Consider the following 26,441-nt stretch of genomic DNA (forward strand, 5'->3'; position numbering starts at 1 on the left):
CCAAAAAGCTGCACACCCGGTTTTTTTCCTTAAGACTATATACTTACGCAGGGTCACCCAGGTAAAAAAGAAAGAAAAACCGGAGCAGCCCCTCATGTTCGCAATAATGCTACAAGGCATTCTCGACACCCAAGCTAATTTCATCCTTGCCGCGGCGGCTGTTTGCCTCCTGACGGCTGGGACGCTTATCTTGTTGACAAGAAACGCAGAAATAGCTTCCGCCAGTCAGCGCCGATACGGCGGTTTCTGGGTGGCAATCGTTGCGGGTGTCGGCGTCTGGACCACCCATTTCGTCGCAATGATCGGATATCGGCCCGATGCCGCGCTGACCTACGAATTCCGCACAACGGCCATTTCAATATTGGTCGGCATCGTCGGTGTCGGCCTGCCCATTGCCGCGGCCCTTTTCCTGACATCCCGGGTTCAGCGTATTGCCCTTGGCGTCACGGCCGGCCTGGGTGTGACAGCCATGCATCTGGCGGGCATGTCCGCGCTTGAAAACTGCCTGACCACCTACAACCCGGTGATCCTGATCCTGGGAATTCTGGCGGGAATTGGCGGCTTTGTCTTTTCCCTTGTTCAGGAAAGCAGCACTGCCGGCGACAATTTCAAACGCGTTGCGGGGTTCGTGGCCGGCGTCTGCGGCCTGCATTTCATCGCCATGGGCAGCGTCATCATCACGCCCTTCCCGTCAGAAGCCAGCGGCATTGGCGGGTCGTTCCTGTCGATCCTTGTCGCAGTCGTCTCGCTTGGCGTGCTGGCCTTTGCGGTCGTGGCGACGTTCAACTACCGGCGGTCTCTGGCCCTGCTGCGCCTCTCCGCATAATGCCCGTGGGCAGAGCCTGACCGCAGGCCCTGCCCGTCGCAGCATCACAGCTTCCGCGCCACCAGGAACCGTGTCACCACGCCGGAGCCCATCGTTTCGGCCTCGACGATCTGCAGACCGTTCCGCTCCATGACCGCGTCGATGTCGCGGACGGTATGAAACCCGATATAGGGCGCTTTGCCCAACAGCTGCATCACTTTGATCATCGGCCAAAGCAGACGGCCCGCCCATGTCTCTGACATCGCGCCGGTCTTGGTCACAAGAACCCCGCCGGGCTTTACGCGGCTGGCGAGCGCGGCCACCCCCCCCTCGAAATCCTCGATGAGGTGCAGCAGGTTATAGGCCGCGACCATATCGAACTGCTGCTCTGGCAAAGCATCAATGCCATGATGTGCAAAGGTGACATTCGCCACCCCACGGTCGGCCTGACGCTGCCGCGCAATATCCAGAAGGCCAGAGCTCAGATCCGTCGCCAGCACCCCGGCACAGTGCCCCGCCAGCCGCATCGCAATGGTGCCGGTGCCACAGCCAACTTCCAGAACCTGCGCCTCCGGCGTCAGGTAAGCGACCGACCGCTCCACGGTCCGGTCATGTTGATCCAGGTTTTGAATGGGCCGTTTCGCATAGGAATCCGCTATGCCGTCCCAGAAGGTTTCCGCTTGCATGTTATTCTCCCGCATATCCTCTGCACCCTCTCTATCCATGCGCCTGCATTATAGGAATTGCCAGAATCCGCAGAGAACATATACAAAAACGCATGAATTGGCCCGCCGCATCCTTTGACTGGAACCAGGCCCGTGCGTTTCTGGCAACGGCAGAGCACGGATCGCTCTCGGCCGCGGCACGTGCCCTGAACCAGACCCAGCCGACAGTTGGCCGACAGGTCACCGCGCTGGAAGACACGCTTGGCGTTGCCCTGTTCGACCGCGCCGGACGCGGCCTGATCCTGACGGATCCGGGACGCGAGCTTCTGATCCACCTGCGCGACATGGGTGTCGCCGCCGAGCGGGTCGCCCTTGCAGCGACAGGGCAGAGCCAGACGCTGCGCGGGACAGTATCCGTAACGGCCTCTGACGTCTGCTCCGCCCGGCTTCTGCCACGCATCGTGGCTGATCTTGCGCGTATCGCACCGGATATCGACATTGAAATCATCTCGGCCAATGACCTGCGCGACCTTGCCCGGCGCGAAGCGGATATCGCAATCCGCCACGTACGGCCGGACGATCCCAATCTGACCGCTCGCCTGCTGGGCGAAGGGATGGGACGGTTCTATGCCGCCGCCTCCTATATTGCACGCCGCGGGCGCCCCGAAACAAGAGCAGACCTCGCGCGCCATGATTTCATCGGCTTTCTGGATGCAGAAGGCATGTCGGCCACGATGGCCCGGTCCGGCCTGACCGTGCCGCCGCAGAACTTTCGCTATCGGACCGACAGCGGGCTGGTCATGTGGGAACTCGTCCGGCAGGGGCTCGGCATCGGATTGATGAGCGACGATATCGGGCTCATGACAGCCGATGTCGACCTGCTGCTTCCCGGGGAACGCGCATTTACCTATCCGATCTGGCTGGTCACGCACCGCGAACTGCAAAGCTCGCGCCGGATCCGGCTGGTCTTCGACCATCTCGCCAAAGAGATGACCGCCCATATCGCCCGCACGCGCAGTGTCTGACCCATTCGCCACTGGCCATCCGGGCCCAACCGCCCTATGTCAGCCCGCAAGGAGGCCGCTATGCCCGACGATCGCCCGCTCTATGCCGTTCTGATCGATGCAGACAATATCCCTGCACGCTATGCACAGCCCATCCTGAAGGAAATCACCACATTCGGCGAACCGGCCCTGCGCCGCGTCTATGGCGACTGGGGGGCCGAGCGGCTTCGCCCCTGGACCGAACAGGTGCGCGTCCTCGGTCTGGTCGCGCATCAGGAAACGGCCAATACCAAGGGCAAGAACGCCTCTGACATCGGGCTGGTGATCGACGCGATGGACATTCTGCACACCGGGCGGTTCGACGGCTTTGTGCTGGTCTCCTCCGACAGCGATTTCACCGCTTTGGCCAACAGGGTGCGGGAACAGGGCCTCGACGTGATCGGCATCGGTGAGGCCAAGGCGCCTGAGAGCCTGAGAAACGTCTGCAACAGGTTCATTCTGATCGAAAATATCATCGAGGATCCCGCGCCCGAACCCGGGATCGCAAAGTCGGCCGGGAAAAAGAGGCCAGTCGAAGCTCAACCGTTGATCCTGCGGGCCATGGAAAAGATCGATACCGATGACGAATGGATCGCAATGGGACAGATCGGCCAGTACCTGACAGCCGAACATCCCGATTTCGACACCCGGTCCTACGGCAAGCGCAAACTGTCGGATCTGATCGCCGACCTTAAGGTGCTTGAAACCCGCCGGGGGCCGGGGAACCAGCTGATGGTGCGGCGCCTGGACTGACCCGCCATCGGCGCGGGCTGTCAGACCCCGTAACGCGCCATGAACATGTCGACGGCGGACTGTGCGACCTCTTCACACCATTCCGGCGACAGCTCTTCGACAACGCCGAACAGCCGCTGCGTGAAAATGCCGGCTTTGCAGAGCTCCGCAAATTGTTCTGCGGCCAGTTCTGGCTTGTCGACGCGCAACGTTCCCGCCTGCGTCGCGCAGGTCAGATATTCGGTCAGCATATCCCGCGCCATCATCGGCCCGTTGCGGTAAAATTCCCGCGCCATCTCGGGAAAGCGCTCACTTTCGGCCACGCAGAGGCGAAAAATCGAAAGAGACATGGGCGAGTTGAAGAATTCGACGATCTGGCGTGCCCCGAATAGCAGAAGTTCCCGGGGCGGCAGATCGGGCCGGACCAGCCCCATCGCAGCCCTTGCCTGCCCCTCGCATTCGCGGCGCGCCACCTCGACGAACAAAAGGCGCTTGTCCGGAAAATAGCTGTAGAGCGTGGCCTTGGATACGCCCGCAGCCTTGGCGATGTCGTCGACATTCGCCCCTTCGAACCCTTCGGCGAGGAAAACTTGCCGCGCCCCTTCCAGAACCTGTTCGAATTTTCGTCCTGTGCGCATCACCGGGCGGGTGACATTCATCCGGTGCTCTCCCATGGATGTCCGAGTGTAAACCGAGCAGTTCATTTGAAGCAAGCACAGCCCGATTGCACATCACGATCGATTGATTAGAATGGTTCTAAAATATGGGCTCTGACATGTCTTTCTTTAGTTCACGCAAACACTTCAACGATCTGACCGAGCAGGAGATTCTGGCGCTGGCCATTTCCTCCGAAGAAGACGACGCGCGGATCTACCGGATGTATGCCGATCGCCTGCAGAAGGATTTTCCCGGAACAGCGGCCGTTTTCATCGGCATGGCAGAGGAAGAAGACCTCCACCGCCAGCGATTGATCGATGCCCACATCGCCCGGTTCGGCACGGTCATCCCCCTGATCAGACGCGAACATGTCGCCGGGTATTACGCCCGCCGGCCGGTCTGGCTGATCGAAAACCTCGGGCTGGAGCGGATACGGGCCGAGGCCGCCGCGATGGAGGCCCAGGCCGAACAATTCTACCTTGCCGCCGCCAAACGCACGCAGGACGCCGCCACGCGCAAATTGCTGGGCGATCTGGCCGCGGCAGAGGCCGGACATCAGGACAGCGCCACACAGCTGGAGCAGGACCATCTCGACCCGGACAGCCGGACCGTCGAAGAAGCAACCGCGCACCGCCAGTTCATCCTGACCTGGGTACAGCCGGGGCTGGCCGGTCTGATGGACGGCTCGGTGTCCACGCTAGCCCCGATCTTTGCGACCGCCTTTGCCACGCAGAACACCTGGACGACCTTTCTTGTGGGCCTCGCCGCATCTGTGGGCGCGGGCATATCCATGGGCTTTACCGAAGCGGCCTCGGATGACGGGCAGCTCTCGGGCCGCGGCTCTCCGGTCAAACGCGGTATTGCGGCCGGGGTCATGACCGCGCTTGGCGGGCTCGGTCATGCCCTTCCCTACCTGATCCCGCATTTCTGGACGGCAACGATCACCGCCTTCGTGGTCGTGTTTGTCGAGCTCTGGGCCATCGCCTGGATCCAGAAGAAATACATGGAGACCCCTTTCCTGCGCGCGGCCTTTCAGGTCGTGCTGGGCGGGGCGCTGGTCTTTGGGGCCGGTGTGCTGATCGGGTCGGGCTGACGGGGCCATACCCCGCGTCGCGAAGGCGCCGCCCCCAGCATATTTGGAACGCAAAGATCAGGCGGGCGGGCGCAGGTCTTGACCCGCCGGGCGCTCTCGGTGACAACCCCGCCAGAGGGAGAAACCGCATGTCCGACGCAAAGCCTGCACGCTACCAGCCTCTGCCCCTGCCCGACCGGCAGGACGTGACAGCGGAGCAGAGCGCCGCCGGGGCGTCGGCTTTCCACGACAAGATGCGGCGCCGCCATACGGTGCGCGATTTCACCGACCAGCCCGTTGACCGCGCCGTGATCGAGCAGATCGTGGCGACGGCGGGCCTCGCCCCCTCCGGCGCCAACCACCAGCCCTGGCATTTCGTGGCCATCTCCGATCCTGAGACCAAGGCCCGCATCCGGGCCGCCGCCGAAGAGGAAGAGGAGAAGTTCTATGCCGGTGGCGCGGGCGACGAATGGCTTTCGGCACTGGAGCCCATCGGCACCGGCATCTCCAAGCCCCATCTCGAAATCGCCCCCTGGCTGATCGTCATCTTCGCGCAGCGCTACGGCCTGCGGCCCGACGGCACCCGGTTCAAGAATTACTACGTGCCGGAAAGCACCGGCATCGCGACCGGTTTCCTGATTGCCGCGCTGCATCATGCCGGCCTCTACTGCCTGACGCATACCCCCAACCCGATGAAATTCCTGACCGAGATCTGTGGCCGCCCCGATCATGAAAAACCCATCATGATCCTCGCCGTGGGCCATGCCGCGCCGGAGGCCACCGTGCCGGCCGCCGCGATGGTCAAGAAACCGCTCTCCGAGATCCTGACCGTCAACCCGAAGGACCCAGAATGAAGACCCTTTCCGAAAACCGCTGCTTTGGTGGCGTGCAGGGTGTCTATACCCATGCCTCCACGGCCACCTCCTGCGATATGACCTTTGGCCTTTTCCTGCCGGAAGAGGCGCAGGATGGCCCCGTTCCCCTGCTCTGGTATCTCTCGGGCCTGACCTGCACGCATGAGAATGCGATGACCAAGGCGGGCGCGCAGCAATGGGCCGCCGAACAGGGGATTGCCATCTGCTTTCCCGACACCTCTCCGCGCGGGGAGGGCGTGGCGGATGACGAGGCCTATGATCTGGGCAAGGGCGCCGGGTTCTACGTCAACGCAACGCAGGACCCCTGGGCACCGCATTTCCGCATGTGGGACTATATCGCGGAGGAACTCCCCGCCCTGCTGACCGGCAACTTTGCCGTCGACGAGGATCGCCAGTCGATCACCGGCCATTCCATGGGCGGGCATGGCGCGCTGACGCTGGCCATGTCCCTGCCGGGCCGCTACCGCTCTGCCTCCGCCTTTTCGCCGATCTGCAATCCGACCGGCAGCGACTGGGGCCGCAAGCAGTTCGCGGCCTATCTCGGCACGGATGAGGCCACATGGCAGGCGCATGACGCCTCTCTCCTGATGGCCGAAAAGGGCTTCGACGGCCCGATGCTGGTCGACACCGGAACGGCGGATAATTTCCTCGACCTGCTGCGCCCGGAGACGCTGGCGGAAGCCGCCGCGAAACGCCGCCAGCAGATCCAGTTCCGGATGCAGCCGGGCTATGATCACAGCTATTTCTTCATCTCCACCTTCATGGAGGATCACGTCGCCTTCCATGCGGAGGCGCTCTACGCGTGACAAAGGTCTATGTGGATGCAGACGCCTGCCCGGTTAAGGCAGAGGTGGAGACGGTGGCGACCCGGCACAAGCTGCCGGTCCTCATGGTCTGCAACGGCGGGCTGCGCCCGTCCCGCAACCCCTTGGTAGAGCTGGTGATCGTCCCCGACGGGCCGGATGAGGCCGACAAGTGGATCGCCGAGCGCGCCGGCCCGGCGGATGTCGTTATCACCAATGATATCCCGCTTGCCGCGAAATGCGTGGAGGCGGGCGCGAAGGTGCTGCGCCCCAATGGCGACCCGCTGACAAAGGCCAATATCGGGGCGCAGCTGGCCACCCGCGACCTGATGGCCGATATCCGCGCTGCCAATCCCTTTGCGCAAGGGTCGGGCAAGGGCTTTACAAAGGCCGACCGCTCCCGTTTCCTTGACGCATTAGAGCGCAACATCCGGGCCGCAAAAGGAAATTAAATGGCAATCGAAGCTGTCGTCTTTGACATCGGCAATGTGCTGATCGAATGGCACCCCGAACGGTTCTACGATGCGGAGATCGGGGAGGACCGCCGCCGCGCGCTCTTTGCCGAGGTCGACCTGCACGGCATGAACGACCGCGTCGATCTGGGCGACGATTTCCAGCAGACAATCTATGCCAAGGCCGACGAACATCCCGAATGGCGCGATGAGATCCGTCTGTGGCATGACCGCTGGATCGAAATGTGCGCCCCCGCGATCGACCTCTCGGTTCAGGCCCTGCGCGATCTGCGGGCCGCAGGCGTGCCGGTCTTTGCCCTGTCGAATTTCGGCATCGGCTCCTTCGCCCATGCTCAGACGGTCTATGACTTCCTGCATGAATTCGACCGGCCCTATATCTCCGGCCATATGGGCGTCACCAAACCCGACCCGGAGATCTACCGCCGTCTGGAGGAAGACAGCGGCGTGGCACCTGAAAAGCTGCTCTTCGCGGATGACCGGGCCGACAATATCGCCATGGCGCAATCGCGCGGCTGGCAGACGCATCACTTTGACGGGCCGGAGGCCTGGGTCGCGCGCCTCCAGGCCGAGGGCCTGCTGACAAAGGCCCCGGCATGAGCACGCCCACCATCAGTTTCGAAGAAGGCGAGGCGGTGCTCGACTGGATCGGCCTGACCGATGCGCTGGCCGCCGGGCACAAGCTGCCCAAGGCGGAGGTCGCGGATACCTTCCTCTATCGCGCCAAGGACACGCTGCTTACTCGGTCCGCGTGGATCGACGGGCTGGGCGTGGCGATCAAGGCCGCGACGATCTTCCCCGGCAATCCGGCCAAAGGTCTGGGAACGGTGAACGGCGCGATGAACCTGCTGTCGGACAAGGACGGGCAGCTGGAAGCGATCATCGACTTCCATCTGGTCACCAAGTGGAAGACCGCCGCCGACAGCCTGCTGGGCGCGCGCCGCCTTGCCCGCCCCGACAGTGAGACCATCCTGATTGTCGGCGCAGGCACCGTCGCCGCCTCCCTCCGCGAAGCCTATGGCGCGCTCTTCCCCGATGCCCGGTTCCGCATGTGGAACCGGACCATCGCCAAGGCCGAAGCGCTGGCTGCCAGCTACCCGAATACCGAGGCCGTGCCGGACCTGAGGGCCGCGGTCGAGGCGGCGGATATCATCACCTCCGCCACCTCCGGAACAGAGCCGGTGATCATGGGCGACTGGCTGCGCCCGGGTCAGCACCTCGACCTGATCGGCGCCTACCGGCCAGATATGCGGGAGGCCGACGACACCGCCCTTCAACGCGCGAAGATCTTCGTCGACAGCCGGGAGACGACCATCGGCCATATCGGCGAAATCGAGATCCCGATCCAGCAGGGCGTCATCACGCCCGCCGATATCCATGCCGATTTCTACACGCTCGACGATTTCGCCCGCGCGCCGGAGGATATCACCCTCTTCAAGAACGGTGGCGGCGCGCATCTCGACCTGATGACGGCGTCGCATATCCTCTCTGCCTGGACGGCGACCAAATGATCTGGCTCCTGCTTCTGATCCTCGTGGCTGCCGGGCTGATCTACCTGATCCCCTTCATGCAGGAACAGCGCCGCCCGGAGATGGACGACACCGCCCGCGTCGATGCCCCCGGCCATTTCGCCGAACTCTCGCAGGGCGTCACCCATTACCAGTGGTTCGGCGGCGTGCGTGGCCCCGTGGCCGTCTGCGTCCATGGCCTGACCACCCCCGGTTTTGTCTGGAGCCAGATCGCCGAAGAGCTGGCCGAGATGGGCTATCGCGTCCTGACCTATGACCTCTACGGACGCGGCTTTTCCGACCGGCCCGGCGGCAGACAGGACATTGCCTTTTTCATCCGCCAACTGGAGGATCTGTTGGAAGATCAGCAGATTGCCGACGACATCACGCTGTTCGGCTATTCCATGGGCGGCGCGATCACCGCAGGCTTTGCCGCCAAGAACCCCCATATGCTGCGCCAGCTGGTGCTGGTGGCCCCCGCAGGCTTTGGCGGTTTTCCGACCGGCAACTGGCAGCGCATGCGCGACCTGCCGGTGATTGGCGACTGGATGGCCCATGCCCTGCTGCCGAAATGGCACCGCGCCGCCGCCGCCAAACTGGGGCAGGATAATCCCCAGCTTGACCGCGCCGCGGCCGGTCAGGCCGCGCAGCTCGACTGGAAGGGGTTCATCCCCGCCGTTCTCTCCTCCCTCCGCCACGCTTTGCGGGACGAGCGGGAGGCAGATCACCGCAAGATCAGCCGCGTTGACGTGCCCGTGCTGGCAATCTGGGCCGAAAAGGACGAGGCGATCCCGCTCTCGGGCATGGGCAAACTGACCATGTGGAACCGGGTCGCCCGGCAGACCCAGATCGAAGGGGCAACCCACTGGCTGCCCCTGACCCACCCGAAACAGGTGGTCGCCGCCTTCCGCGACGGAATGGAGTGATCAGGCCGGAACGGCCGCCGTCGGCGTCCGGTTCTCCCGGATCGGCAGATGCACGATGGCGCTCAGCGCGCCGACGCCCACGCCAACCCACCACACGAGGGTGTAGTTGCCGTAGATATCGTACATCCGGCCACCCAGCCAGACACCCAGGAACCCGCCCAGCTGGTGGCTGAAAAAGACGATCCCGTAGAGCGTCCCCATATAGCGCAGCCCCCAGATATGGGCGACCAGACCCGAGGTCAGCGGCACGGTAGCCAGCCACAGCCCGCCCATCAGCGCAGAGAAGACCAGGACAGAGGCCGGCGTCATCGGCAGCAGGATGAACCCCGCCGCCACGATGGTCCGCAACACATAGATACCCGACAGCAGGTATTTCTTGGTGTAGCGCTTGCCCAGCCACCCGGCCAGCAGCGTCCCGCAGATATTGAACAGCCCGATGAAGGAGATCGACACGGCCCCGAGCGCCGAGGTCGTCGTGATCCCCAGCCCGTGCAGGATACCGCCCGGCGCGATCGGCCCGCAGACCTCTGTCACAAAGGCCGGGAAATGCGCAGTGATGAAGGCCAGCTGATAGCCGCAGGAAAAGAACCCGATGAAGATCAGCGAAAAGGACGGATCGCGCAGGGCACGGCCCAGGATCTGGCCCATGCTCTCCTCCAGCTCCGCCTTGGAGGCCATCGGCACGGGCGAACGCATGAAGGGCAGCAGCAGAAGCACCGCGAGGATCATCCCGGCGAAAACAAGGAAGACGCTCTGCCAGGGCATCATCCCCAGCAGATATTCGGCAAAAGGCGCGCCGACGACCTGACCGGCACTGCCCGCCGCCGTTGCAATGGCCAGCGACATCGACCGGTTGTCATCCGACGCAGCCCGGCCCACCACGGCAAGGATCACGCCGAACCCTGTGCCCGCGACACCAAAGCCAACCACGATCTCCAGCAGTTGATGCGCGCCGGGCGTGACGGCAAAGGACGACGCCACGAGCCCCGCCGCATACATGATGGCCCCGATGATGATGGCCTTCCGGTCACCGATCTTTTCCGCCACCGCGCCAAAGATCGGCTGCCCGATCCCCCAGGCAAGGTTCTGGATGGCAATCGCCAGGCTGAAATCCGAGCGTAGCCAGCCAAATTCCTCTGCAATCGGAATCTGGAAGACGCCAAACGACGCGCGGACCGCAAAGCTGGCGAGGATGATGACACATCCGACAATCAGAACGGGGGTAAAGAGTTTCGGAGATGTGTGCATCTGCATGGATCCTACTGGTGACGCCGGGACTATTGCCCGCCGCCGTGCAGCGGTCAATTAAAGCTCTGTGATGTTACGCATTTGCATTGCTGCTCTTTCCCAGCCCGGGAGGGCAGGGTAACAGGCTTTATGAGCCAGAGCATGCGTGACCTCTACAAGGCCCGGATCGCCGCCGGGGATCTGAAACCCGACCCGGCACAGGAAGATGTCCTGCCGGAATTCGACCGGATTCTCAGTGGCATCGCGGCCATGTCGGAAAAGAAGGGCTTCTTCCGCAAGGCACCGGAACCGCCCAAGAGCCTCTATATCTGGGGCGGCGTCGGGCGCGGGAAATCCATGCTGATGGACCTCTTTGTCGAAAGCCTCGACGTGCCGGTGCGACGGGTGCATTTCCACGCCTTCATGCAGGAAATCCAAACCGGGCTGCACGAGGCCCGCAAAAAAGGGATCGAGGACAGTCTTAAACCCGTGGTCGAAGAGGTCGCCAAGGGCCTGCGCGTGCTGGCCTTCGACGAGATGCAGATCACCGATATCGCCGATGCGATGATCGTTGGGCGGCTCTTCGAATCGCTGATGGCGAAGGGTGTCGTCATCGTCACCACCTCCAACCGCATCCCCGATGACCTCTACAAGAACGGGCTGAATCGCCAGCTTTTCCTGCCCTTCATTGCGCTCATCAAGGAGCGGATGGTGGTACATGAACTGGCCAGCGACCGCGACTATCGCCAGAACCGCCTCTCCGGCGGGCAGGTCTATTTCACCCCCGCCAATGCAGAGGCGCGCGAGGCGATCGAGGAGATCTGGCAGGACCTGACCGGCGGCGCGGCGGAACCGCTGACCCTGACCGTCAAGGGCCGCAAACTGACCCTGCCCGCCTATCGCAACGGCGTGGCGCGGGCCGGTTTCCACGATATCTGCGGCCAGATGCTGGGGCCCGGCGATTTCTTGGCCATTGCCGATGCGGTGAAGGTGCTGATCCTCGAAAATATCCCCCGCCTCGGCCGGTCCAACTTCAACGAGGCCAAGCGCTTCGTCACGCTGGTCGACGCGCTTTACGAGGCGAAGGTGCGCTTCATCTGCTCTGCCGCCGACGAACCCGAATCGCTTTATGTCGAAGGCGAAGGCGTGTTCGAATTCGAACGCACGGCGAGCCGGTTGAGAGAGATGCAGGATGCTGGCTGGGGTCAGGCAGAGGGCTGAACGCGGGTCGGGGGGCCGTTAAGGTCGGCCCCCTCATTCTGTGCCCGAGGAAAGTCCCGAATACCGCATTTAGACGATCGAACCGGCGCTATGATGAAGACTGGAGGGCGACGGTCGGCGGTAGATTGCCTGCGTAGTAACTGATCCCGACCATAGGCGAATCGATGCGAATCGGTCAACCGGGCTGATTCGCGAATTGCACGAATCGGACAAGATTTATGGAAACGTTTCGGAAAAAAGGTGGCGGCCGGCAGATTGTCACCCGTTTTCGCGTAAAATTTCACCAGCTAGATAAAGCGACCCGCAGATCAGCACCCGCGCCGTAGGATCATCCACGAGGATATCCCGCAGCGCCGCGGCCACGCTCTCCGCCTCCCGCGCGATCATACCGACGCGCCGGGCAACCTCTGCCGTGCGTGCAGCGGGCAGGGTGTTGCTCTCTCCGGGGATCGCCACGGCGTGCAGTCCGGCCACCTCACCGGCCAGCGGCCGCAGGTAGCCCGCGATATCCTTGGTGTTGAGCATGCCGCAGATCAGATGCGTCGGCCGCTTCGACATGGTCCGCAGCAATGCCGCCAGCGCCTCTCCCGCTGCCGGGTTATGCCCGCCGTCGAGCCAGAGCTCCGCCTCCCCCGCGATCTCCACCAAAGGCCCTTTCCGCAGTCGTTGCATCCGCGCGGGCCAGACGACATTGCGCATCGCCGCCTCGGCGGCCTCCTCGCCTTGCCCAAGCGCCCGCAGGGCCGCCAGCGCCATCCCCGCGTTTTCCACCTGATGCGAGCCAAGAAGCGCAGGCAGCGGCAGGTCAAGCAACCCGCTCTCGTCCTGATAGACCAGCCGCCCGGCCTCCTGCCAGACATGCCAGTGCTGACCATAGGCCAGAACGGGGGCGCCCAGCTTTGCCGCCCGGTCCTCGATCACCTCCAGCGCCGCGTCGGATTGCCGTCCGACTACACAGGGCACGCCGCGCTTGAGAATCCCGGCCTTTTCGCCCGCGATCTTGACCAGCGTCTCGCCAAGGAAACTCTCGTGATCCATCGACACCGGCGTGATGACCGTCAGCGCAGGCTGCTCGATCACATTGGTCGCATCCAGCCGACCCCCAAGGCCAACCTCCAGCAGCGTATAATCCGCCGGGATGCGCGAGAATGCCAGCAGCGCGGCACAGGTCGTGATCTCGAAATAGGTGATCGGTTCCGGCCCATTGGCCGCCAGACATTCATCCAGCACCGCCGTCAGCGCCTGTTCCGAGATCAGCTCTCCGGCCAGGCGGATCCGTTCGTGAAATCGCGCCAGATGCGGGGAGGTATAGGCATGGGTGACAAGCCCCGCCCCCTCCAGCCCCGCCCGGATCATGGCGAGGGTGGACCCCTTGCCGTTGGTCCCGGCAATATGCACGACGGGCGGCAATTTTTCCTGCGGATTGTCCAAAGCCGCCAGCAACCGCCAGCAGCGGTCCAGCACAAGGTCGATCACCTTGGGGTGAAGCGACATCATCCGCTGCAGGACGACGTCCGATCCGGCCGGGCTCACTTCTTGGCGTCCGCCGGTGCTGCCTCGGGCTCCGGCGCAGGCAGGACCGGCGCTTCGGGTTTGGGCAGGCTACCTTTGACGGCCGGAGGCTGGCCCAGCAGCATCCGGGTAATGGTAATCAATTCTTCACGCATCTCGGTCCGTTTGGTCACGCGGTCCAGCATGCCGTGATCCAGCAGGTATTCGGCCCGCTGGAATCCTTCGGGCAGCTTCTCGCGGATCGTCTGTTCGATCACGCGCGGCCCGGCAAAACAGATCAGCGCATTGGGTTCGGCAATCTGCACATCGCCCAGCATGGCATAGGACGCGGTCACACCGCCGGTCGTCGGATGCGTCAGCACGACGATATAGGGCAGCCCGGCCTCCCGCAGCATCTGGATGGCCACGGTGGTGCGGGGCATCTGCATCAGCGACAGGATGCCTTCCTGCATCCGCGCGCCCCCGGCGGCGGAAAACAGGATCAGCGGGCGCTTCAGCTTCACGGCGCGTTCAGCGGCGGCCACAATGGCATTGCCCACGAACATCCCCATGGACCCGCCCATGAAGGAGAAATCCTGCGCGGCGGCCACGATGCCGGTCGCGCCGATCTCGCCCTCGGCCACCAGCATCGCCTCGGCCTCTCCGGTGTCGCGCTGCGCGGCCTTCATCCGGTCAGGATAACGTTTCTGGTCGCGGAAATGCAGCGGATCGGCCAGCGGGGCCGGCACCTTGACCTCGACAAAGACACCACCGTCGAACAGCGATTTGAACCGGTCACGTGGCGTGATCGCCATGTGATGCCCGCAGGAGGTGCAGACGTTCAGATTATCCGCCAGCTCGCGGTGGAACAGCATGGTCCCGCATTCGGAGCATTTGGACCAGAGGTTCTCGGGCACTTCGCGCCGCGAGAAGATCGAGTTGATCCGAGGCCGCACGTAGTTGGTGATCCAGTTCATCGTCTGTCCCGGAGTGGTGGCAATTGGCCCCCCAGATAGGGGCTTGGGCGGTGAATTGCAATCAACGCCTTATGGCAAGCCGCACGGCCAGCCATGCAAGAACCAGCACCAGAATGTCGACAGACAGCCCGACCCAGAAGGCGGCATCGGCCGTGACCTCAGAACTGTGGGGGAATGGCGCGGTCTGAAACAGGGCGAGCGCGCCGTCGGGCATGCCCGCTTCGCCAATAAACAGGAAGGCATAAATGTTATTGGCCAGGTGGAACCCGACAGCCGGACCAAGATGCCCGCTGCGGGCCGTCAGATCGCTGGCCAGCACGCCAAAGGCAAAGGCCCAGATCACATAGGCCAGCGCCCAGATGGCGTCGGTTTCGTTAAACCAATGCGCGGCAGCAAAGGCAATATTCGGCAGGATCATCCAGATCAGCGGATGCGGAAAGCGGGACGCAATCTGCTGCTGCAGATAGCCCCGGTAAAGCAGCTCCTCCGCCCCGACCTGCACCAGCAGCGCCGCCAGCGACACCGGCAGGATCAGCAGCCAGCGGTCCAGCGGCTGCATCTCGGTCTGCTCCGGGCTCCACCACGGCATGATCATTTCAACCGTTGCAAATAGCGCCAGCGCGGCCAGAGCGGCCCGCGGTATTTCGCGCAACATCGGTTTGAACGGCCCGGTCAGGGTCACGACGCTCCGGTTGTAGCCCCGGCGCACCACGGCCAGAACCAGCCCGCCCAGCAGAGCAAATGAAAACAGATCGACCAGAATCGACCATATGGTGACGCGGGCCAGCAGATCAGGCAGACGCGACGGCCAGATCCAACCGACAAGCGCATCCCGCCAGTCGAGCGAAACCCCGTAGAGCAATTCGATCACGATAAAGACCGCCAGCGCCGGGAACACGCTGGGGGATGCACCGGCCGGTGCGATCAATCGGGCAAAGGGCGCATATGCGGCGGGCCAGCGCATCGCTCAGCGCCGCAGAACCAGCCGGGCCGCCAGCCAGATCACGATGATCAGCCCCGCCTCCAGCGCATAACGTGGCAGCATTACTGGATCTGCCGCATCGACTTGAACGGAATAGAGCGCCAGCCCCGCCATGGGCCCGGCCGCCCCAACCAGCAGGATCGAGCCGAAGTTATTCGCGAAATGAATAGCCATCGCCGCCCCGAGATTGCCGGTCCGCGCCGTCAGGTCCCCCGCCACCAGCGCAAAGACAGCCGTCACACCGACAACCGCCCACCGATTGCCGGGCTGAGCAGGGTTGTAATGCAGCAGGGCAAACACCACCGCCGGCACAACCAGCCAGATCAGAGGCGACCGGAACCGCGCCGCCAGCTGTGACTGCAGATAGCCGCGAAACAAAAGCTCTTCTGTCGCGATTTGAATCACCAGCAGCACCAGCGCCAGCGGCAGCCAGCGCAGCCACGTCCCGACAGACATATTCAGCTGCGGAACCAGCCCCTCCGGCGACGGCCACACCAGCGCGACGGCCAGCGCCAGGATCATGACCCCCATCACCCGCGCGCCATCACGTAGCACATCGGACGACGGGCCAATCAGCGACCCCAAACCACGCCGATGCACTATGGCCAGAGCGGCAACAAGGCTGATCAGGATCATCAGGAAGGACGACAGCGCCAGCAGCACGTTCAGCCGCGCGCCGGTCTGCGGCCCGATCCCCGCTCCGATCAACGCATGCAGACCCATCGCCCAGACAAAATTCAGCGCAATGGACCCGGCCGCGATGATCGCCAGACCACACAGGAGCCGCCACAGCGCCTTGCTCGGAACCGCATGGTCACGCAGGATCTGATGCCGCTCATAGCTCATTGATGCAAGCTATCCGCCTGCAATCCGGGCCGCAATCGGTCTTGTCTGCCCCCCGGCCCTCATTTATCCCCTGTCCCACCAACTTTGCGGGAGGCACAAGATGACGACGTTCGACAAATCCCGGCTGCCCAGCCGTCACGTGACCGAAGGACCGGAACGCGCACCGCACCGCTCCTACCTCTATGCCATGGGGCTGTCGGAGGAAGAGATTCACCGCCCCCTGATCGGCGTCGCCACCTGCTGGAACGAGGCCGCCCCCTGTAACATCGCTCTCAACCGTCAGGCCCAGGCCGTGAAACTGGGCGTCAAGGCGGCCGAGGGCACGCCCCGCGAATTCACCACCATCACCGTGACCGACGGCATTGCCATGGGCCACGAGGGCATGCGCTCCTCCCTCGCGTCGCGCGAAGCGATTGCCGATACGGTCGAACTGACCATGCGCGGCCATTGCTACGACGCGATCGTGGGCCTCGCGGGCTGTGACAAGTCGTTGCCGGGCATGATGATGGCCATGGTGCGCCTGAACGTACCTTCCGTCTTTATCTACGGCGGGTCCATCCTGCCGGGCAAAGCCCCCCAGATCGACGAGATCCCCGAAGATTTCCGCACCCGCGACCTGACCGTGCAGGACATGTTCGAAGCGGTCGGCCGCCACCAGAACCACGAACTGTCCGATGCCGCGCTCGATATCCTCGAACGCGTCGCCTGCCCCTCCTCCGGCGCCTGCGGCGGCCAGTTCACCGCCAACACCATGGCCTGCGTCTCCGAAGCGATCGGGCTGGCGCTGCTCAACTCCTCCGGCATGCCCGCCCCCTATGAATCGCGGGACCAGTATGGCGAGGCCTCGGGCCGCGCGGTCATGCAGCTGATAGAGAAGAACATCCGCGCCCGCGACGTTGTCACCCGCCAGTCACTGGAAAACGCCGCCCGCGTCGTGGCCTGCACCGGCGGGTCGACCAATGCCGGCCTGCACCTGCCCGCCATCGCGCATGAGGCCGGGATCGACTTCAACCTCGACGATGTCTGCGAGATTTTCCGCGATACCCCCTATTTCGTGAACCTGAAACCGGGCGGTGACCACGTCGCCAAGGACCTGTTCGATGTCGGCGGCATCCCCGTCGTCATGAACGAACTGCGCAAGGCCGGGCTGATCCACGAGGACTGCATCACCGCCTCCGGCAAGACCATCGGCGAAGAGCTCGACACCGTCACCCGCAAGGCCGACGGCCGCGTGATCTACCCGATCGAAACGCCGATCACCAAGACCGGCGGCGTGGTCGGCCTCAAGGGCAATCTCGCCCCCGAAGGCGCCATCGTGAAGGTGGCCGGCATGAAATCCGAAGAGCAGGTCTTTACCGGCCCCGCCCGCGTCTTTGAATGCGAGGAAGACGCCTTTGCCGCCGTCCAGAACCGCGAATACAAGGAAGGCGAGGTCATCGTCATCCGCAACGAGGGCCCCGCAGGTGGCCCCGGCATGCGCGAGATGCTGGCGACCACCGCGGCCCTCTCGGGGCAGGGCATGGGCAAGAAGGTCGCGCTGATCACCGACGGCCGCTTCTCCGGCGCGACCCGCGGTTTCTGCGTCGGCCATGTCGGACCGGAAGCGGCCCATGGCGGCCCCATCGCCCTGCTGGAAAACGGCGACATGATCACCATCGACGCCGTCAAAGGGACCATCGACGTGGATGTCTCGGACGATGTGATGGCGAAACGCCGCGAGGCATGGAAAGGCCCCCGCGACACGATCTATGCCTCCGGCGCGCTGTGGAAATATGCGCAGCTGGTCGGCAAGACCCATCTGGGTGCTGTCACCCATCCCGGCGGCAAAGCCGAAAAACACATATATGCCGATCTCTGAACCAAGCCGTGACAGAGGGGCCGGACGCTGGCGACGGCGTCCGGCCCCTGCCCTGTGCGCGGCAGCGGCGATCCTGTTCGGCCTTTCCGCCTGTACCGAGATCACTGCCGGCAGCGCCTCCGGGCCGGGCGCCGCGCGCTCTGCCCAGATGGCCGGCGGCGATGTCATCCTTTATGGTCCCGAGGGCTATTGCGTGGATCACAGATCGCTGCGCCGGTCAGGCCCGCGCATGTTCGCGCTTTTCGCGCAATGCGATCTCATCGAATCCGGAGAGATCACCGGCGTAACCTCCCTGTCCATTCTGACTGCGACGGTTGTGCGCAGGTCAGGCGATGCCACGGTGCCGGGCCCGCGCGACATCGCCGCGTCCTTTGCGCCGGCGCCGGTCCTTACTACAACCACCTCGCAGCAGGTCAGCCTGGTACAGCTGGGCTCCGGCGGCGATGCTCTGGTCAAGGGCGCCGATCCCCGCCACTGGCGCGGCGCCTTTTCCCTGAACGGATATATCGTCGGCCTGGCCGCCTATTCCTCTCCGGGAGGCGCGGCGACCGGACGGGAGGGGCGTGGTCTGCTTCTGAGCATGGCGCGCAACAGCCGCGCATCCAGCCCGGGGGGTACGGCCGATGCCGAAACCCTGGCCCGCCTTCAGCCGCGCAGCGCCGAAACCTTGGCCACGCGCGGGCCCAAATCCGGACCGACGGATCATTAGCTATTATAATCGTAATACGAACCGTGCCATAACAATGGCAAAGCCGGACAGACCGGCCCCGGCAGGCAGAATTCAGGATCCGGATGTTAAAATCCCTCCCCGACCTTATCGAGCGGATCACAAACCGGCGCGAGCTTCGGCGCTGGCGCATATTTGCCGCACGCTCGACAGCGGCCGCGGCTCACCCAACCGAACTGAAACTGATCCGCACCCGCGCCCGCCAGCTCAAACCCCATCTGGACGAGGCCCTGCGTCATACAGACGAACGCCTTGGGCTGCCTCTGGTCGGATCCAAACTGTTCCCCACCCCGCTTGGCACGGACTGGTCCTGGCGCCCCGATCTGTGGCGCGTGCCGCTTCTGCGGGTCGGTATGGCAGCTGTTGCCAATGAATCCAGCCTTGGCGACCAGGTGAAACTCTATCACGACTGCGCCCGGTCAGAGCTGTCGCTGCGCCAGATCCGCAATCTGCGCGAATCCGACCTCGCGCCCTTCGGCCTGATGATGGACGTCTTTGCCTTTGACGGAAGTTTCCTGTCGCTGGTGATCAACATGCCCGAAACGGCGGTGTCCGGTCTGCGCAAGACCCATCTGATGCGGGTCGCGCTCCATACCGAAGTTGAACAGCCGATCGATATCTTTGTGCGCCTGAACATCGTGCACGGCCCGAATACCGAACAGATCGTGCGCGAACTGCCCCGCGACAGCGGCGATCCCTTTGTCGAATTCGACCTTGCCTACACCCAGCTGAATGAAAAACGCGTCGAACGCGCCTGGATCGATCTCATTTTCGAAGGGCCGCAGATGAATCAGGTCATCCTGCGCGACCTCACATTCGCCCGCTGCCCGCGGGCCGCATTCTGAGGGGGGGAGGGGACATGAGCGTCCTGAGTGTACAGAAGACCCGCATCGCCAATGGCACATGGGAAGGGCTCGTGACCGACGTGCCTTCCGGCGTGACCCCGGGCGTCGAGGTCCGCCTGCGCGACGAAAAAATCGAAGCCGTGCGGATCCAGCCTCTCGGCAATGGCGATTGGAGCCTGACCTTCCCGATTCCGCAGGACCTGATCTCCGAAGGGATACAGACCCTCACCATTCACGAAGCGAATACCGGCGACCTGCTCGACAGCGTCGCGATCATCGCGGGTGACATGGCCAATGCCACCCAGCAGGCGGAGATAGATCTGCTGCGGGCCGAGCTTGATATGCTCAAACGCGCTTTCCGGCGACATTGCGTCGAAACCTGATGCCACGCGCCAAATGTGGCGCGAAACGGGCTGTTTCCCTGTTTCCCGCCTAGGAACGATCCCGACATTACCCCGCAATTGACGACGCCACGCCGCCTTTGTGCCTGATTTGGCACCGATAACCTATCGCCAGAGAGAACAAATATCTTGAGGCAGAAAGGTTAGAGCAATGGACCGTCTGACAGAAATGGAAGCATTTGCGACGGTCGTGGACCAGGGTGGTTTCACCGACGCAGCCAAGAAGATGGGGATTTCAAAATCCGCCGTCTCCAAACACGTCTCCTCGCTGGAGGCGCGGCTGGGCGCAAGGCTTCTGAACCGCACCACCCGCCGTGTCTCCCCGACCGAGATCGGCCTGGCTTATTACGACCGCGCCCGCCGCGTCCTGAATGATGCAGGCGAGGCAGACGCTCTTGTCACCTCTATGCAATCCGCTCCTTCGGGCCTTTTGCGCATCTCGGTGGCGACGGATTTCGGCGTGAATCATCTCAGCCCGGTTCTGGGTGAATTCCTGGCGGAATTCCCCGACATCACCGTCAACATGGTGCTGAACAACCGCTACGTAGAGCTGATTTCCGAAGGCTTCGACATGGCCATCCGGATCGGAGAGCTGGAAGACAGCACGCTCCGCGCCCGCAAGCTGACCGACACGTCGAAACGCATGATCGCCAGCCCGGAATATTTCGCCAAATTCGGCCGGCCCGCCAAGATCGACGATCTGAACGATCACAAGCTGCTGCACTATTCCTCGCAGTCTTCGGGCAACGTCTGGAAACTGACCGCCCCCTCGGGTGAAAAACGTCAGGTCCGCACCGCAGGCTGGCTGTCGGTGAATGACGGGCAGTCGCTGCTCAATGCCGCGATCTCCGGCCTTGGTATCGCTTACCTGCCCTCCTTCCTTTACGCCGATGCGATGGAACAGGGCCTCGTCATGGATGCCATCCCCGACCTGCCGGTCGAAACGCAGGGCATCTACGCGGTCTATCCGCCGGGCCGGTTCACCCAGCCCAAGGTGCGCGCCTTCATCGACTTCCTCGTCCGCTCCTTTGCCGAAAAAGGCCCGGAAAAGTGGTGATTTAATTCTGAATTTCCTTCCCCCAAGCCTGACCTCAGGCTAACTGCCCGGCGCTTGCGCCGGGTTTTCTTTTGTCAGGGACGCGCCCCACTTAAACGGGGCCGGGTGCCACGGCGTCCCCGGGGCCAAAAAGCCCGCCGCTCCGGCTATTCCTCCAGCAGAACCGCCTCGACCCGACGATTGGCGGCCCGGCCCGTTTCGGTCAGATTGCTCGCAACAGGCGCAAGAAACCCCGCGCCCTGTGCGATCATCTGCTGTGCCGGCACGCCGTAGCGCTCTATCAGGCGGCGGCGCACCGCTTCGGCTCGCCGTCGCGACAGGCTGGTGTTGCCCTCCAGCGATCCGACGGCATCCGTATGCCCGACCAGCGCCACCACCCGACCGGGCGCGGCCTTCAGGAACGTCGCCACCGCTTCAAGCGAGGGATATCCCCTGTCGGCCAAAGTGTCCGCGCCGGTCTCGAACTCCAGCCCGTGCAGCACGACATGACCACGCTCCAGAAGCCCGGACATCTCCGGGCTGGCCTCAGGTTCCCAGCTGGTCGTGATCTCGGTTTGCGACGGCAGGTCCGGCGCGTCCTGCACCCGCATTTCATACAGCTGAAGGTAACCGCCCGCCCGCCCCCGGCTGGCCAGAGCATAGACGATCTCCCGCGGGCCCGGACCGGCACGCTGCCCGATCAGCACCCTGAATTGAAACAGATCCACGGACATGTCGGGCGCCGGGAGCACCGGCAGACTGTACCGGAAGTCGAACCCGCCGCAGGCTACCGCGTCGCAGTCGACGGTGATCTCATACCCGGCGGCGGCGAATTGCTCCCGCAGGGGCCGGATCAGTTCCAGCAGTGGCGCCGTCCCGGGCAGACGCCAGACGCGCCGCCGCAGGCCGCCTTCCACGGTTTCCAGCGGCACGGCCCCTGCGGCGGCCACGCCCGTAGGCAGCGTCAGCGACACCGCCGGACTGCTGTCGTCAAAGGTAAGCTCTGCGCGATCCGCCAGACCCGCCGGTTCCAGCGCCCGACAGGGCGCCGCACTCAACAGGATCAGAAGAGCGAGACCGGCTTTCACGCTCAGCGGGCCTGCGCGTGATAATCGTCATTGGGCCGCATGTCCGTCGCACTCGCCACCCGGTTGGTCATATTGAAAAACGCCGCGACATTGGCAATGTCCCAGATATCGCGATCCGAAAATCCGTGATCGCGCAGCGCCTGACGGTCCGCCTCGCCGATCTTGCGACTGTCGGTCGTGATCATCGCGGCGAAATCCAGCATCGCCCGCTGTCGCGGCTCCAGATCGGCGACGCGGTAATTCATCACCATCATCTCTCCCAGAATGGGATCGCCAGACAGTTCCCGCACAGCCGCGCCATGCGCGGTCAGGCAGTAGAAACACCCGTTGATCGACGACACGACGACCGCGATCATCTCCCGCTCCAGCTTGGTCAGACCGCTGTCGGCCAGCATCAGATCGTTATAAAGTGCGGTAAAGGCATTCAGCTTGTCGATGTCGAAGGCATAGGACCTGAGCACATTCGGCACCATGCCCAGCTTGTCCATGCAGATGTCGAAATATTTCTGTGTCGGCGCCGGCAGCGGGTCCACCATCGGCAGGTCCAGCGCGGTTGGCAAATCTCGGGTCATCTCATCCCTCCTTGATGCGATAGTGATAACGGCCCACCGGGTCCATCCCCAGCCCGGAATACAGCGCATTGGCGGCCACATTGCTCTCTACGCACAGCAGCGCGAAGGTATCCGCCCCCTGTGCCCGGGCCCATTGCGCGGCCTGAATTGTCATGGCGCGCCCCATCCCATGGCGGCGCGACGCCGAGATGATCTCCAGCGCATGCAGCATCCCGATCCCGCCGGAGACAGCGACAAAGGCCGTCCCGCCCGGAGAATTTACGAACCGCCCGATCAGCGCTGTCTTTGGCTCGGCAGAGCGCTCCATGACCGCAATCCGGTCGGGACCCACCCCGCCATTGGCCCAGAATTCCAGCTGGATCGCCAAAGGTTCCCAGACGGCAAGGCAGGACTGTTCCCGGTCATGCTGCAAATCCGCGACCCGGTCTATCGGACAGGCCAGAATGCGCGTAGGGTCGGCCACCGCATAGCCGCCGGCCTCCAGCATCTGATCCAGCGCCATCTGGTCGCCACGCAGCTGAAAAAGGGGCTGCTGGCCGAACCCGCGCATCCGCGCTTCTGCCTCAAGAATATCCTGTGTGGTGACGCCATCGCGGGCCGTGGCCGCAGTAACCCGCTTGCCGCCGCCGGGGCTGCGCCGCAGGGTAACAGCGCCCAGCTCGATCTTTTCCGCCGGGGCCCAGGTTGCCTCCGCCGCCGCGAAGTAGCGCTCCGGATCAGGCATCGGGGAACAGTGCCGCCAGACGCGTCATCGCCTCTGAAACACGCGGCGCCTCGCTGCCTCTGACGACGACATTGGCGCCGTAGATACCGTTCTGGCTGAAGGGGTAAGACCCGAAAGACAGATCGGCATATTCCTGTGCCAGATCGCGCAGCGGCCCGGCGATATCGCCTTCGGGCCGGATGATCCGCAGGCTTTCGCTCAGCAACGTGGTGCCCCCGGTCAGGCTCGGCAGAACCGAGGCCACCATCGCCTCGAATACGGAGGGCACGCCGGCCATGACATGCACATTCTCCACGGTGAAGCCGGGCGCCACAGAGACCGGATTGTCGATCAGAACCGCACCTTCGGGGATCCGCGCCATCCGCAGCCGGGCCTCCGTGATCTCCACGCCGCGCGGGCGCCAGTGATCCTCCAGCAGCTTGCGCGCATCGGGGCGCACGTCAATGGACCGGCCAAAGGCCTCTGCGATGCAGTCCGCGGTGATATCGTCGTGTGTGGGGCCGATCCCGCCCGAGGTGAACACCACATCAAAATTATCCGACAGCGCCCGGACCGCAGCCACGATCGCGGGCGCGTCATCGGCCACCACCCGCACCTCCGCCAGGTCGACGCCGATTTTGGTCAGCGCCCCGGCGAGGTGGTACATATTGGCGTCACGGGTCCGCCCGGAAAGGATTTCATCACCGATGACAAGCATGGCGGCGCGTGGATTAGACATTTGGGCTCCGGTCTCCTGTCCTGCTCCCTAGGGTATAGGCTCGGGCCCGAAGCTTTCAAACCCCTCTCGTCCCGCACCATGACAGGCCGGCTTTCGGCCCGGACCGGATAACGGCCGATGACCGAGCGTCATGCGTACCCACGCCGGATCGCGGCCAAAGCGGATTTGCTAAATTCTGCACGTTCTGAAAAATATACCGGTGACATTGCCGCGACGGCGCGCCGACAGCGTTGAAACTCTGAACGGATTGGCCTATTTACAGTCTATGTTCCGGAAAGGGGTTCAGGTGGACGACAAGGCGCAGATAACGCGCGAGGGGATTCGCATTTATCAGGAATCCGATTTCGAAGGCATGCGCCGTGCCGGCGCGGTTGCCGCACGGATTCTCGATGAGATCGCGGAGCATATTTTCCCCGGACAGACGACTGCCGAAATCGATCGCATCATCGAGGAAAAAATCGATGCGGTGCCCGGTGTCACCTCCGCCACGATCGGCTACAAGGGCTATCAGCACGCCTCCTGCATCTCGATCAACCACGTCGTGTGCCATGGCATTCCCGGCGACAAAAAGCTCAAGGATGGCGACATCCTGAATATCGACGTCACCGTGATCCTTGACGGGTGGTATGGCGACACCAGCCGCATGTATGTGGCCGGCAAATTGTCGCGTCGATCCGAACGCCTGATCCAGGTCACCCACGATGCCCTGTTCAAAGGCATCGAAACCGTGCGTCCCGGCGCCACCTTTGGCGATATCGGCCATGCGATCCAGACCTATGTCGAAGCCAATCGCATGTCCGTAGTGCGCGACTTCTGCGGGCACGGGCTGGGCCGGGTGTTCCACGCCCCGCCGAACGTGCTGCACTATGGCCGTCCCGGCTCTGGTCCCACGCTGGAAGAGGGCATGTTCTTCACCATTGAGCCGATGGTGAACCTGGGCCGGCCCGAAACCAAGGTGCTGGCCGACGACTGGACCGCCGTGACCCGCGACAAGTCGCTCTCGGCCCAGTTCGAACACTCGGTCGGCGTGACCTCGGACGGGGTGGAGATCTTCACCCTCTCCCCCGGCGGCCTGTTCCACCCCACCTACAGCTGAGCTTGCCTGACCACGCAGGCTGGAGGCCCAGTCTGACCGCTGGTTGCGGTGCCCCCAACGCGAGCAGGGGCGGCCGGTTGCAAGCTCGGCCCTCTACCTCAAGTGAAGCACACATACCCGAAGGGGAAGGGGGCGCTGCCCCCTCTTGGCCGGTGGCCAATTCACCCCCGGAGTATTTTGGGAAAGATGAAGCTGGCAGCAGTCCGGATCCTGCGCCTTGACCGCCCCGCTTTACTAGAGCGCAGGATCCGGGTCGCCCCACCGCACCGTGACGTGGTTTTTCGCCCCTGTTGACAGAACAGGAGAGAAACCATGCGTTTCGAAAAGAAGACAGTACTGGTCACCGGAGCCTCCTCCGGCATTGGCGCGGCGACCGCGCGGCTGCTCGCCGCGCAGGGCGCAAACCTTGTCCTGACCGCGCGCGGCGCGGATCGGCTGGACACCGTCGCGCAGGAGATCGCCGCCACCGGGGCCAAGATCATCGCCCAGGCGGGGGACGTAGCCGATACCGCCCATATGGAGGCGCTGGTCGCCCGGGCCGAAAGCGAATTCGGCGCGCTGCATGGCGCGTTCAACAATGCCGGCAGCACCGGCGATGGAACCCCCGTGACCGAGACAAGCCGGGAGAGCTGGGACAGCGTCATCGCCACCAACCTCACCGCCGCCTTCATCGCCGCCAAGGCGCAGGTGCCGGCGCTGACCCGGTCTAAGGGCGCACTGCTTTTCACCTCCAGCTTTGTGGGTCCGGAGCTGGGCCTGCCCGGCATGGGCGCCTATGCGGCGGCCAAGGCGGGTGTCACAGGGCTCGTTAAGGTGCTGGCGGTCGAACTCGGGCAGGCGGGCGTGCGGGTCAATGCGATCCTGCCCGGCGGGACCAAGACGGCGATGGCAGGCGACGATCCGTCCTTCCACGACTGGGCCGCGCAGCTGCATGCGCTGAAACGGCTGGCCGGGGCAGAGGAGATCGCCCGGGTCGCGGCCTTCCTGCTCTCCGACGAGGCGAGCTTTGTCACCGGCGCGGCAATCCTCGCGGACGGTGGCAATTCGGTCAACAAGACCTGAGGCATTTGCGGAAA

General features: G+C 63.7%; 29 protein-coding genes. 18 read left to right on the forward strand and 11 right to left on the reverse strand.

All coding sequences use genetic code 11. The features are described from left to right. Positions 1-250: 250 nt before the first annotated feature. Positions 251-826 carry an MHYT domain-containing protein gene (locus ACRARG_RS09795; protein ID WP_432689823.1) on the forward strand — a complete coding sequence of 192 codons (576 nt, stop codon included), beginning with the start codon at positions 251-253 and terminating at the stop codon, positions 824-826. A 44-nt stretch (positions 827-870) separates the two neighbouring features. Here the strand turns inward: ACRARG_RS09795 and ACRARG_RS09800 are convergent, their stop codons facing one another. Then, complete coding sequence (locus ACRARG_RS09800) at positions 871-1,530, reverse strand: class I SAM-dependent methyltransferase (protein ID WP_432689824.1); 660 nt, start codon at positions 1,528-1,530, stop codon at positions 871-873. 53 nt (positions 1,531-1,583) lie between these two features. Between ACRARG_RS09800 and ACRARG_RS09805 the strand changes: the two genes are divergently transcribed. Next, entirely contained in the window at positions 1,584-2,495 is a 912-nt protein-coding gene (locus ACRARG_RS09805; protein WP_432689825.1) for a LysR family transcriptional regulator, read from the forward strand. A gap of 60 nt (positions 2,496-2,555) precedes the next feature. Then, the gene (locus ACRARG_RS09810; protein WP_432689826.1) at positions 2,556-3,266 is read left to right on the forward strand and encodes an NYN domain-containing protein; all 711 of its coding nucleotides are present in this window, start codon (positions 2,556-2,558) and stop codon (positions 3,264-3,266) included. 20 nt (positions 3,267-3,286) lie between these two features. Here the strand turns inward: ACRARG_RS09810 and ACRARG_RS09815 are convergent, their stop codons facing one another. Continuing rightward, positions 3,287-3,904: a TetR/AcrR family transcriptional regulator gene (locus ACRARG_RS09815; protein ID WP_432689827.1), complete on the reverse strand. Its 618-nt coding sequence runs from the start codon at positions 3,902-3,904 to the stop codon at positions 3,287-3,289. Between the two features lie 116 nt (positions 3,905-4,020). Here ACRARG_RS09815 and mbfA point away from each other — a divergent pair, with 116 nt between their 5' ends. The 7 genes from mbfA to ACRARG_RS09850 all read left to right on the forward strand — a co-directional run bounded on the left by mbfA (position 4,021) and on the right by ACRARG_RS09850 (position 9,556). Then, positions 4,021-4,995, forward strand: coding sequence for an iron exporter MbfA (gene mbfA / locus ACRARG_RS09820; protein ID WP_432689828.1), 975 nt, complete (start codon positions 4,021-4,023; stop codon positions 4,993-4,995). A gap of 128 nt (positions 4,996-5,123) precedes the next feature. Then, complete coding sequence (locus ACRARG_RS09825) at positions 5,124-5,828, forward strand: nitroreductase family protein (protein WP_432689829.1); 705 nt, start codon at positions 5,124-5,126, stop codon at positions 5,826-5,828. Continuing rightward, positions 5,825-6,655 carry an S-formylglutathione hydrolase gene (gene fghA / locus ACRARG_RS09830; RefSeq protein ID WP_432689830.1) on the forward strand — a complete coding sequence of 277 codons (831 nt, stop codon included), beginning with the start codon at positions 5,825-5,827 and terminating at the stop codon, positions 6,653-6,655. Before ACRARG_RS09825 ends, fghA begins: the two co-directional genes overlap by 4 nt. Continuing rightward, positions 6,652-7,104 (forward strand): YaiI/YqxD family protein, encoded by a 453-nt coding sequence (locus ACRARG_RS09835; protein ID WP_432689831.1) that lies wholly within the window; start codon positions 6,652-6,654, stop codon positions 7,102-7,104. Before fghA ends, ACRARG_RS09835 begins: the two co-directional genes overlap by 4 nt. Then, a complete protein-coding gene (locus tag ACRARG_RS09840) occupies positions 7,105-7,722 on the forward strand; it encodes an HAD family hydrolase (RefSeq protein ID WP_432689832.1) in 618 nt (205 codons plus the stop codon). Continuing rightward, positions 7,719-8,633, forward strand: coding sequence for an ornithine cyclodeaminase family protein (locus ACRARG_RS09845; protein WP_432689833.1), 915 nt, complete (start codon positions 7,719-7,721; stop codon positions 8,631-8,633). Before ACRARG_RS09840 ends, ACRARG_RS09845 begins: the two co-directional genes overlap by 4 nt. Next, a complete protein-coding gene (locus tag ACRARG_RS09850) occupies positions 8,630-9,556 on the forward strand; it encodes an alpha/beta fold hydrolase (protein WP_432689834.1) in 927 nt (308 codons plus the stop codon). Before ACRARG_RS09845 ends, ACRARG_RS09850 begins: the two co-directional genes overlap by 4 nt. Here ACRARG_RS09850 and ACRARG_RS09855 read toward each other — a convergent pair whose 3' ends face one another. Then, positions 9,557-10,804, reverse strand: coding sequence for an MFS transporter (locus tag ACRARG_RS09855; protein WP_432689835.1), 1,248 nt, complete (start codon positions 10,802-10,804; stop codon positions 9,557-9,559). A 129-nt stretch (positions 10,805-10,933) separates the two neighbouring features. Between ACRARG_RS09855 and zapE the strand changes: the two genes are divergently transcribed. After that, positions 10,934-12,004, forward strand: a complete 1,071-nt coding sequence (gene zapE, locus ACRARG_RS09860) for a cell division protein ZapE (RefSeq protein WP_432689836.1) — start codon at positions 10,934-10,936, stop codon at positions 12,002-12,004. 258 nt (positions 12,005-12,262) lie between these two features. On the opposite strand, the gene ACRARG_RS09865 is transcribed toward zapE, so the two are convergent. The 4 genes from ACRARG_RS09865 to ACRARG_RS09880 all read right to left on the reverse strand — a co-directional run bounded on the left by ACRARG_RS09865 (position 12,263) and on the right by ACRARG_RS09880 (position 16,300). Further along, the gene (locus ACRARG_RS09865; RefSeq protein WP_432689837.1) at positions 12,263-13,537 is read right to left on the reverse strand and encodes a bifunctional folylpolyglutamate synthase/dihydrofolate synthase; all 1,275 of its coding nucleotides are present in this window, start codon (positions 13,535-13,537) and stop codon (positions 12,263-12,265) included. Continuing rightward, the gene (accD, locus tag ACRARG_RS09870) at positions 13,534-14,472 is read right to left on the reverse strand and encodes an acetyl-CoA carboxylase, carboxyltransferase subunit beta (RefSeq protein WP_432689838.1); all 939 of its coding nucleotides are present in this window, start codon (positions 14,470-14,472) and stop codon (positions 13,534-13,536) included. The genes ACRARG_RS09865 and accD overlap by 4 nt, the downstream gene beginning before the upstream one ends. A 61-nt stretch (positions 14,473-14,533) precedes the next feature. Then, entirely contained in the window at positions 14,534-15,436 is a 903-nt protein-coding gene (locus ACRARG_RS09875) for a CPBP family intramembrane glutamic endopeptidase (RefSeq protein ID WP_432689839.1), read from the reverse strand. A gap of 3 nt (positions 15,437-15,439) precedes the next feature. After that, entirely contained in the window at positions 15,440-16,300 is an 861-nt protein-coding gene (locus tag ACRARG_RS09880; RefSeq protein WP_432689840.1) for a CPBP family intramembrane glutamic endopeptidase, read from the reverse strand. Between the two features lie 100 nt (positions 16,301-16,400). On the opposite strand from ACRARG_RS09880, the gene ilvD reads away from it, so the two are divergent. The 5 genes from ilvD to ACRARG_RS09905 all read left to right on the forward strand — a co-directional run bounded on the left by ilvD (position 16,401) and on the right by ACRARG_RS09905 (position 21,188). Continuing rightward, a complete protein-coding gene (gene ilvD, locus ACRARG_RS09885) occupies positions 16,401-18,158 on the forward strand; it encodes a dihydroxy-acid dehydratase (RefSeq protein ID WP_432689841.1) in 1,758 nt (585 codons plus the stop codon). Then, positions 18,145-18,867: a hypothetical protein gene (locus tag ACRARG_RS09890; RefSeq protein WP_432689842.1), complete on the forward strand. Its 723-nt coding sequence runs from the start codon at positions 18,145-18,147 to the stop codon at positions 18,865-18,867. Before ilvD ends, ACRARG_RS09890 begins: the two co-directional genes overlap by 14 nt. A gap of 83 nt (positions 18,868-18,950) precedes the next feature. Further along, positions 18,951-19,730: a DUF6478 family protein gene (locus ACRARG_RS09895; RefSeq protein ID WP_432689843.1), complete on the forward strand. Its 780-nt coding sequence runs from the start codon at positions 18,951-18,953 to the stop codon at positions 19,728-19,730. Between the two features lie 14 nt (positions 19,731-19,744). Then, positions 19,745-20,113, forward strand: a complete 369-nt coding sequence (locus ACRARG_RS09900) for a hypothetical protein (protein ID WP_432689844.1) — start codon at positions 19,745-19,747, stop codon at positions 20,111-20,113. Positions 20,114-20,282: 169 nt separating this feature from the next. Then, positions 20,283-21,188, forward strand: a complete 906-nt coding sequence (locus ACRARG_RS09905) for a LysR family transcriptional regulator (RefSeq protein WP_432689845.1) — start codon at positions 20,283-20,285, stop codon at positions 21,186-21,188. Positions 21,189-21,334: 146 nt separating this feature from the next. Here ACRARG_RS09905 and ACRARG_RS09910 read toward each other — a convergent pair whose 3' ends face one another. Genes ACRARG_RS09910 through ACRARG_RS09925 form a run of 4 tightly spaced genes read right to left on the reverse strand, consistent with a single transcriptional unit; the run spans position 21,335 to position 24,269 of the window. Then, positions 21,335-22,255 carry an OmpA family protein gene (locus ACRARG_RS09910; protein ID WP_432689846.1) on the reverse strand — a complete coding sequence of 307 codons (921 nt, stop codon included), beginning with the start codon at positions 22,253-22,255 and terminating at the stop codon, positions 21,335-21,337. Positions 22,256-22,257: 2 nt separating this feature from the next. Then, positions 22,258-22,827, reverse strand: a complete 570-nt coding sequence (locus ACRARG_RS09915; protein WP_432689847.1) for a peroxidase-related enzyme — start codon at positions 22,825-22,827, stop codon at positions 22,258-22,260. Position 22,828: 1 nt separating this feature from the next. Then, positions 22,829-23,551 carry a GNAT family N-acetyltransferase gene (locus ACRARG_RS09920; protein WP_432689848.1) on the reverse strand — a complete coding sequence of 241 codons (723 nt, stop codon included), beginning with the start codon at positions 23,549-23,551 and terminating at the stop codon, positions 22,829-22,831. Next, positions 23,544-24,269: a competence/damage-inducible protein A gene (locus ACRARG_RS09925; protein WP_432689849.1), complete on the reverse strand. Its 726-nt coding sequence runs from the start codon at positions 24,267-24,269 to the stop codon at positions 23,544-23,546. The genes ACRARG_RS09920 and ACRARG_RS09925 overlap by 8 nt, the downstream gene beginning before the upstream one ends. Before the next feature lie 265 nt (positions 24,270-24,534). Here ACRARG_RS09925 and map point away from each other — a divergent pair, with 265 nt between their 5' ends. Together map and ACRARG_RS09935 are read left to right on the forward strand one after the other, a co-directional pair. Next, entirely contained in the window at positions 24,535-25,365 is an 831-nt protein-coding gene (gene map, locus ACRARG_RS09930; RefSeq protein ID WP_432689850.1) for a type I methionyl aminopeptidase, read from the forward strand. Between the two features lie 312 nt (positions 25,366-25,677). Further along, positions 25,678-26,427: an SDR family oxidoreductase gene (locus tag ACRARG_RS09935; protein WP_432689851.1), complete on the forward strand. Its 750-nt coding sequence runs from the start codon at positions 25,678-25,680 to the stop codon at positions 26,425-26,427. The last annotated feature ends 14 nt before the right edge of the window (positions 26,428-26,441 follow it).

The sequence above is a fragment of the Pseudooceanicola profundi genome (assembly GCF_050897955.1).
Classification (GTDB): Bacteria; Pseudomonadota; Alphaproteobacteria; order Rhodobacterales; family Rhodobacteraceae; genus Pseudooceanicola.

What these genes read in the sequence shown, in the direction of transcription:
- ACRARG_RS09800 (WP_432689824.1), bottom strand. Translation starts at nt 1,530, where the DNA reads ATGGATAGAGAGGGTGCAGAGGATATGCGGGAGAATAACATGCAAGCG.
- ACRARG_RS09805 (WP_432689825.1), top strand. Translation starts at nt 1,584, where the DNA reads ATGAATTGGCCCGCCGCATCCTTTGACTGGAACCAGGCCCGTGCGTTT.
- ACRARG_RS09810 (WP_432689826.1), top strand. Translation starts at nt 2,556, where the DNA reads ATGCCCGACGATCGCCCGCTCTATGCCGTTCTGATCGATGCAGACAAT.
- ACRARG_RS09815 (WP_432689827.1), bottom strand. Translation starts at nt 3,904, where the DNA reads ATGAATGTCACCCGCCCGGTGATGCGCACAGGACGAAAATTCGAACAG.
- mbfA (WP_432689828.1), top strand. Translation starts at nt 4,021, where the DNA reads ATGTCTTTCTTTAGTTCACGCAAACACTTCAACGATCTGACCGAGCAG.
- ACRARG_RS09825 (WP_432689829.1), top strand. Translation starts at nt 5,124, where the DNA reads ATGTCCGACGCAAAGCCTGCACGCTACCAGCCTCTGCCCCTGCCCGAC.
- fghA (WP_432689830.1), top strand. Translation starts at nt 5,825, where the DNA reads ATGAAGACCCTTTCCGAAAACCGCTGCTTTGGTGGCGTGCAGGGTGTC.
- ACRARG_RS09840 (WP_432689832.1), top strand. Translation starts at nt 7,105, where the DNA reads ATGGCAATCGAAGCTGTCGTCTTTGACATCGGCAATGTGCTGATCGAA.
- ACRARG_RS09845 (WP_432689833.1), top strand. Translation starts at nt 7,719, where the DNA reads ATGAGCACGCCCACCATCAGTTTCGAAGAAGGCGAGGCGGTGCTCGAC.
- ACRARG_RS09850 (WP_432689834.1), top strand. Translation starts at nt 8,630, where the DNA reads ATGATCTGGCTCCTGCTTCTGATCCTCGTGGCTGCCGGGCTGATCTAC.
- ACRARG_RS09855 (WP_432689835.1), bottom strand. Translation starts at nt 10,804, where the DNA reads ATGCACACATCTCCGAAACTCTTTACCCCCGTTCTGATTGTCGGATGT.
- zapE (WP_432689836.1), top strand. Translation starts at nt 10,934, where the DNA reads ATGAGCCAGAGCATGCGTGACCTCTACAAGGCCCGGATCGCCGCCGGG.
- accD (WP_432689838.1), bottom strand. Translation starts at nt 14,472, where the DNA reads ATGAACTGGATCACCAACTACGTGCGGCCTCGGATCAACTCGATCTTC.
- ACRARG_RS09875 (WP_432689839.1), bottom strand. Translation starts at nt 15,436, where the DNA reads ATGCGCTGGCCCGCCGCATATGCGCCCTTTGCCCGATTGATCGCACCG.
- ACRARG_RS09880 (WP_432689840.1), bottom strand. Translation starts at nt 16,300, where the DNA reads ATGAGCTATGAGCGGCATCAGATCCTGCGTGACCATGCGGTTCCGAGC.
- ilvD (WP_432689841.1), top strand. Translation starts at nt 16,401, where the DNA reads ATGACGACGTTCGACAAATCCCGGCTGCCCAGCCGTCACGTGACCGAA.
- ACRARG_RS09890 (WP_432689842.1), top strand. Translation starts at nt 18,145, where the DNA reads ATGCCGATCTCTGAACCAAGCCGTGACAGAGGGGCCGGACGCTGGCGA.
- ACRARG_RS09895 (WP_432689843.1), top strand. Translation starts at nt 18,951, where the DNA reads ATGTTAAAATCCCTCCCCGACCTTATCGAGCGGATCACAAACCGGCGC.
- ACRARG_RS09900 (WP_432689844.1), top strand. Translation starts at nt 19,745, where the DNA reads ATGAGCGTCCTGAGTGTACAGAAGACCCGCATCGCCAATGGCACATGG.
- ACRARG_RS09905 (WP_432689845.1), top strand. Translation starts at nt 20,283, where the DNA reads ATGGACCGTCTGACAGAAATGGAAGCATTTGCGACGGTCGTGGACCAG.
- ACRARG_RS09915 (WP_432689847.1), bottom strand. Translation starts at nt 22,827, where the DNA reads ATGACCCGAGATTTGCCAACCGCGCTGGACCTGCCGATGGTGGACCCG.
- ACRARG_RS09920 (WP_432689848.1), bottom strand. Translation starts at nt 23,551, where the DNA reads ATGCCTGATCCGGAGCGCTACTTCGCGGCGGCGGAGGCAACCTGGGCC.
- ACRARG_RS09925 (WP_432689849.1), bottom strand. Translation starts at nt 24,269, where the DNA reads ATGTCTAATCCACGCGCCGCCATGCTTGTCATCGGTGATGAAATCCTT.
- map (WP_432689850.1), top strand. Translation starts at nt 24,535, where the DNA reads ATGTTCCGGAAAGGGGTTCAGGTGGACGACAAGGCGCAGATAACGCGC.
- ACRARG_RS09935 (WP_432689851.1), top strand. Translation starts at nt 25,678, where the DNA reads ATGCGTTTCGAAAAGAAGACAGTACTGGTCACCGGAGCCTCCTCCGGC.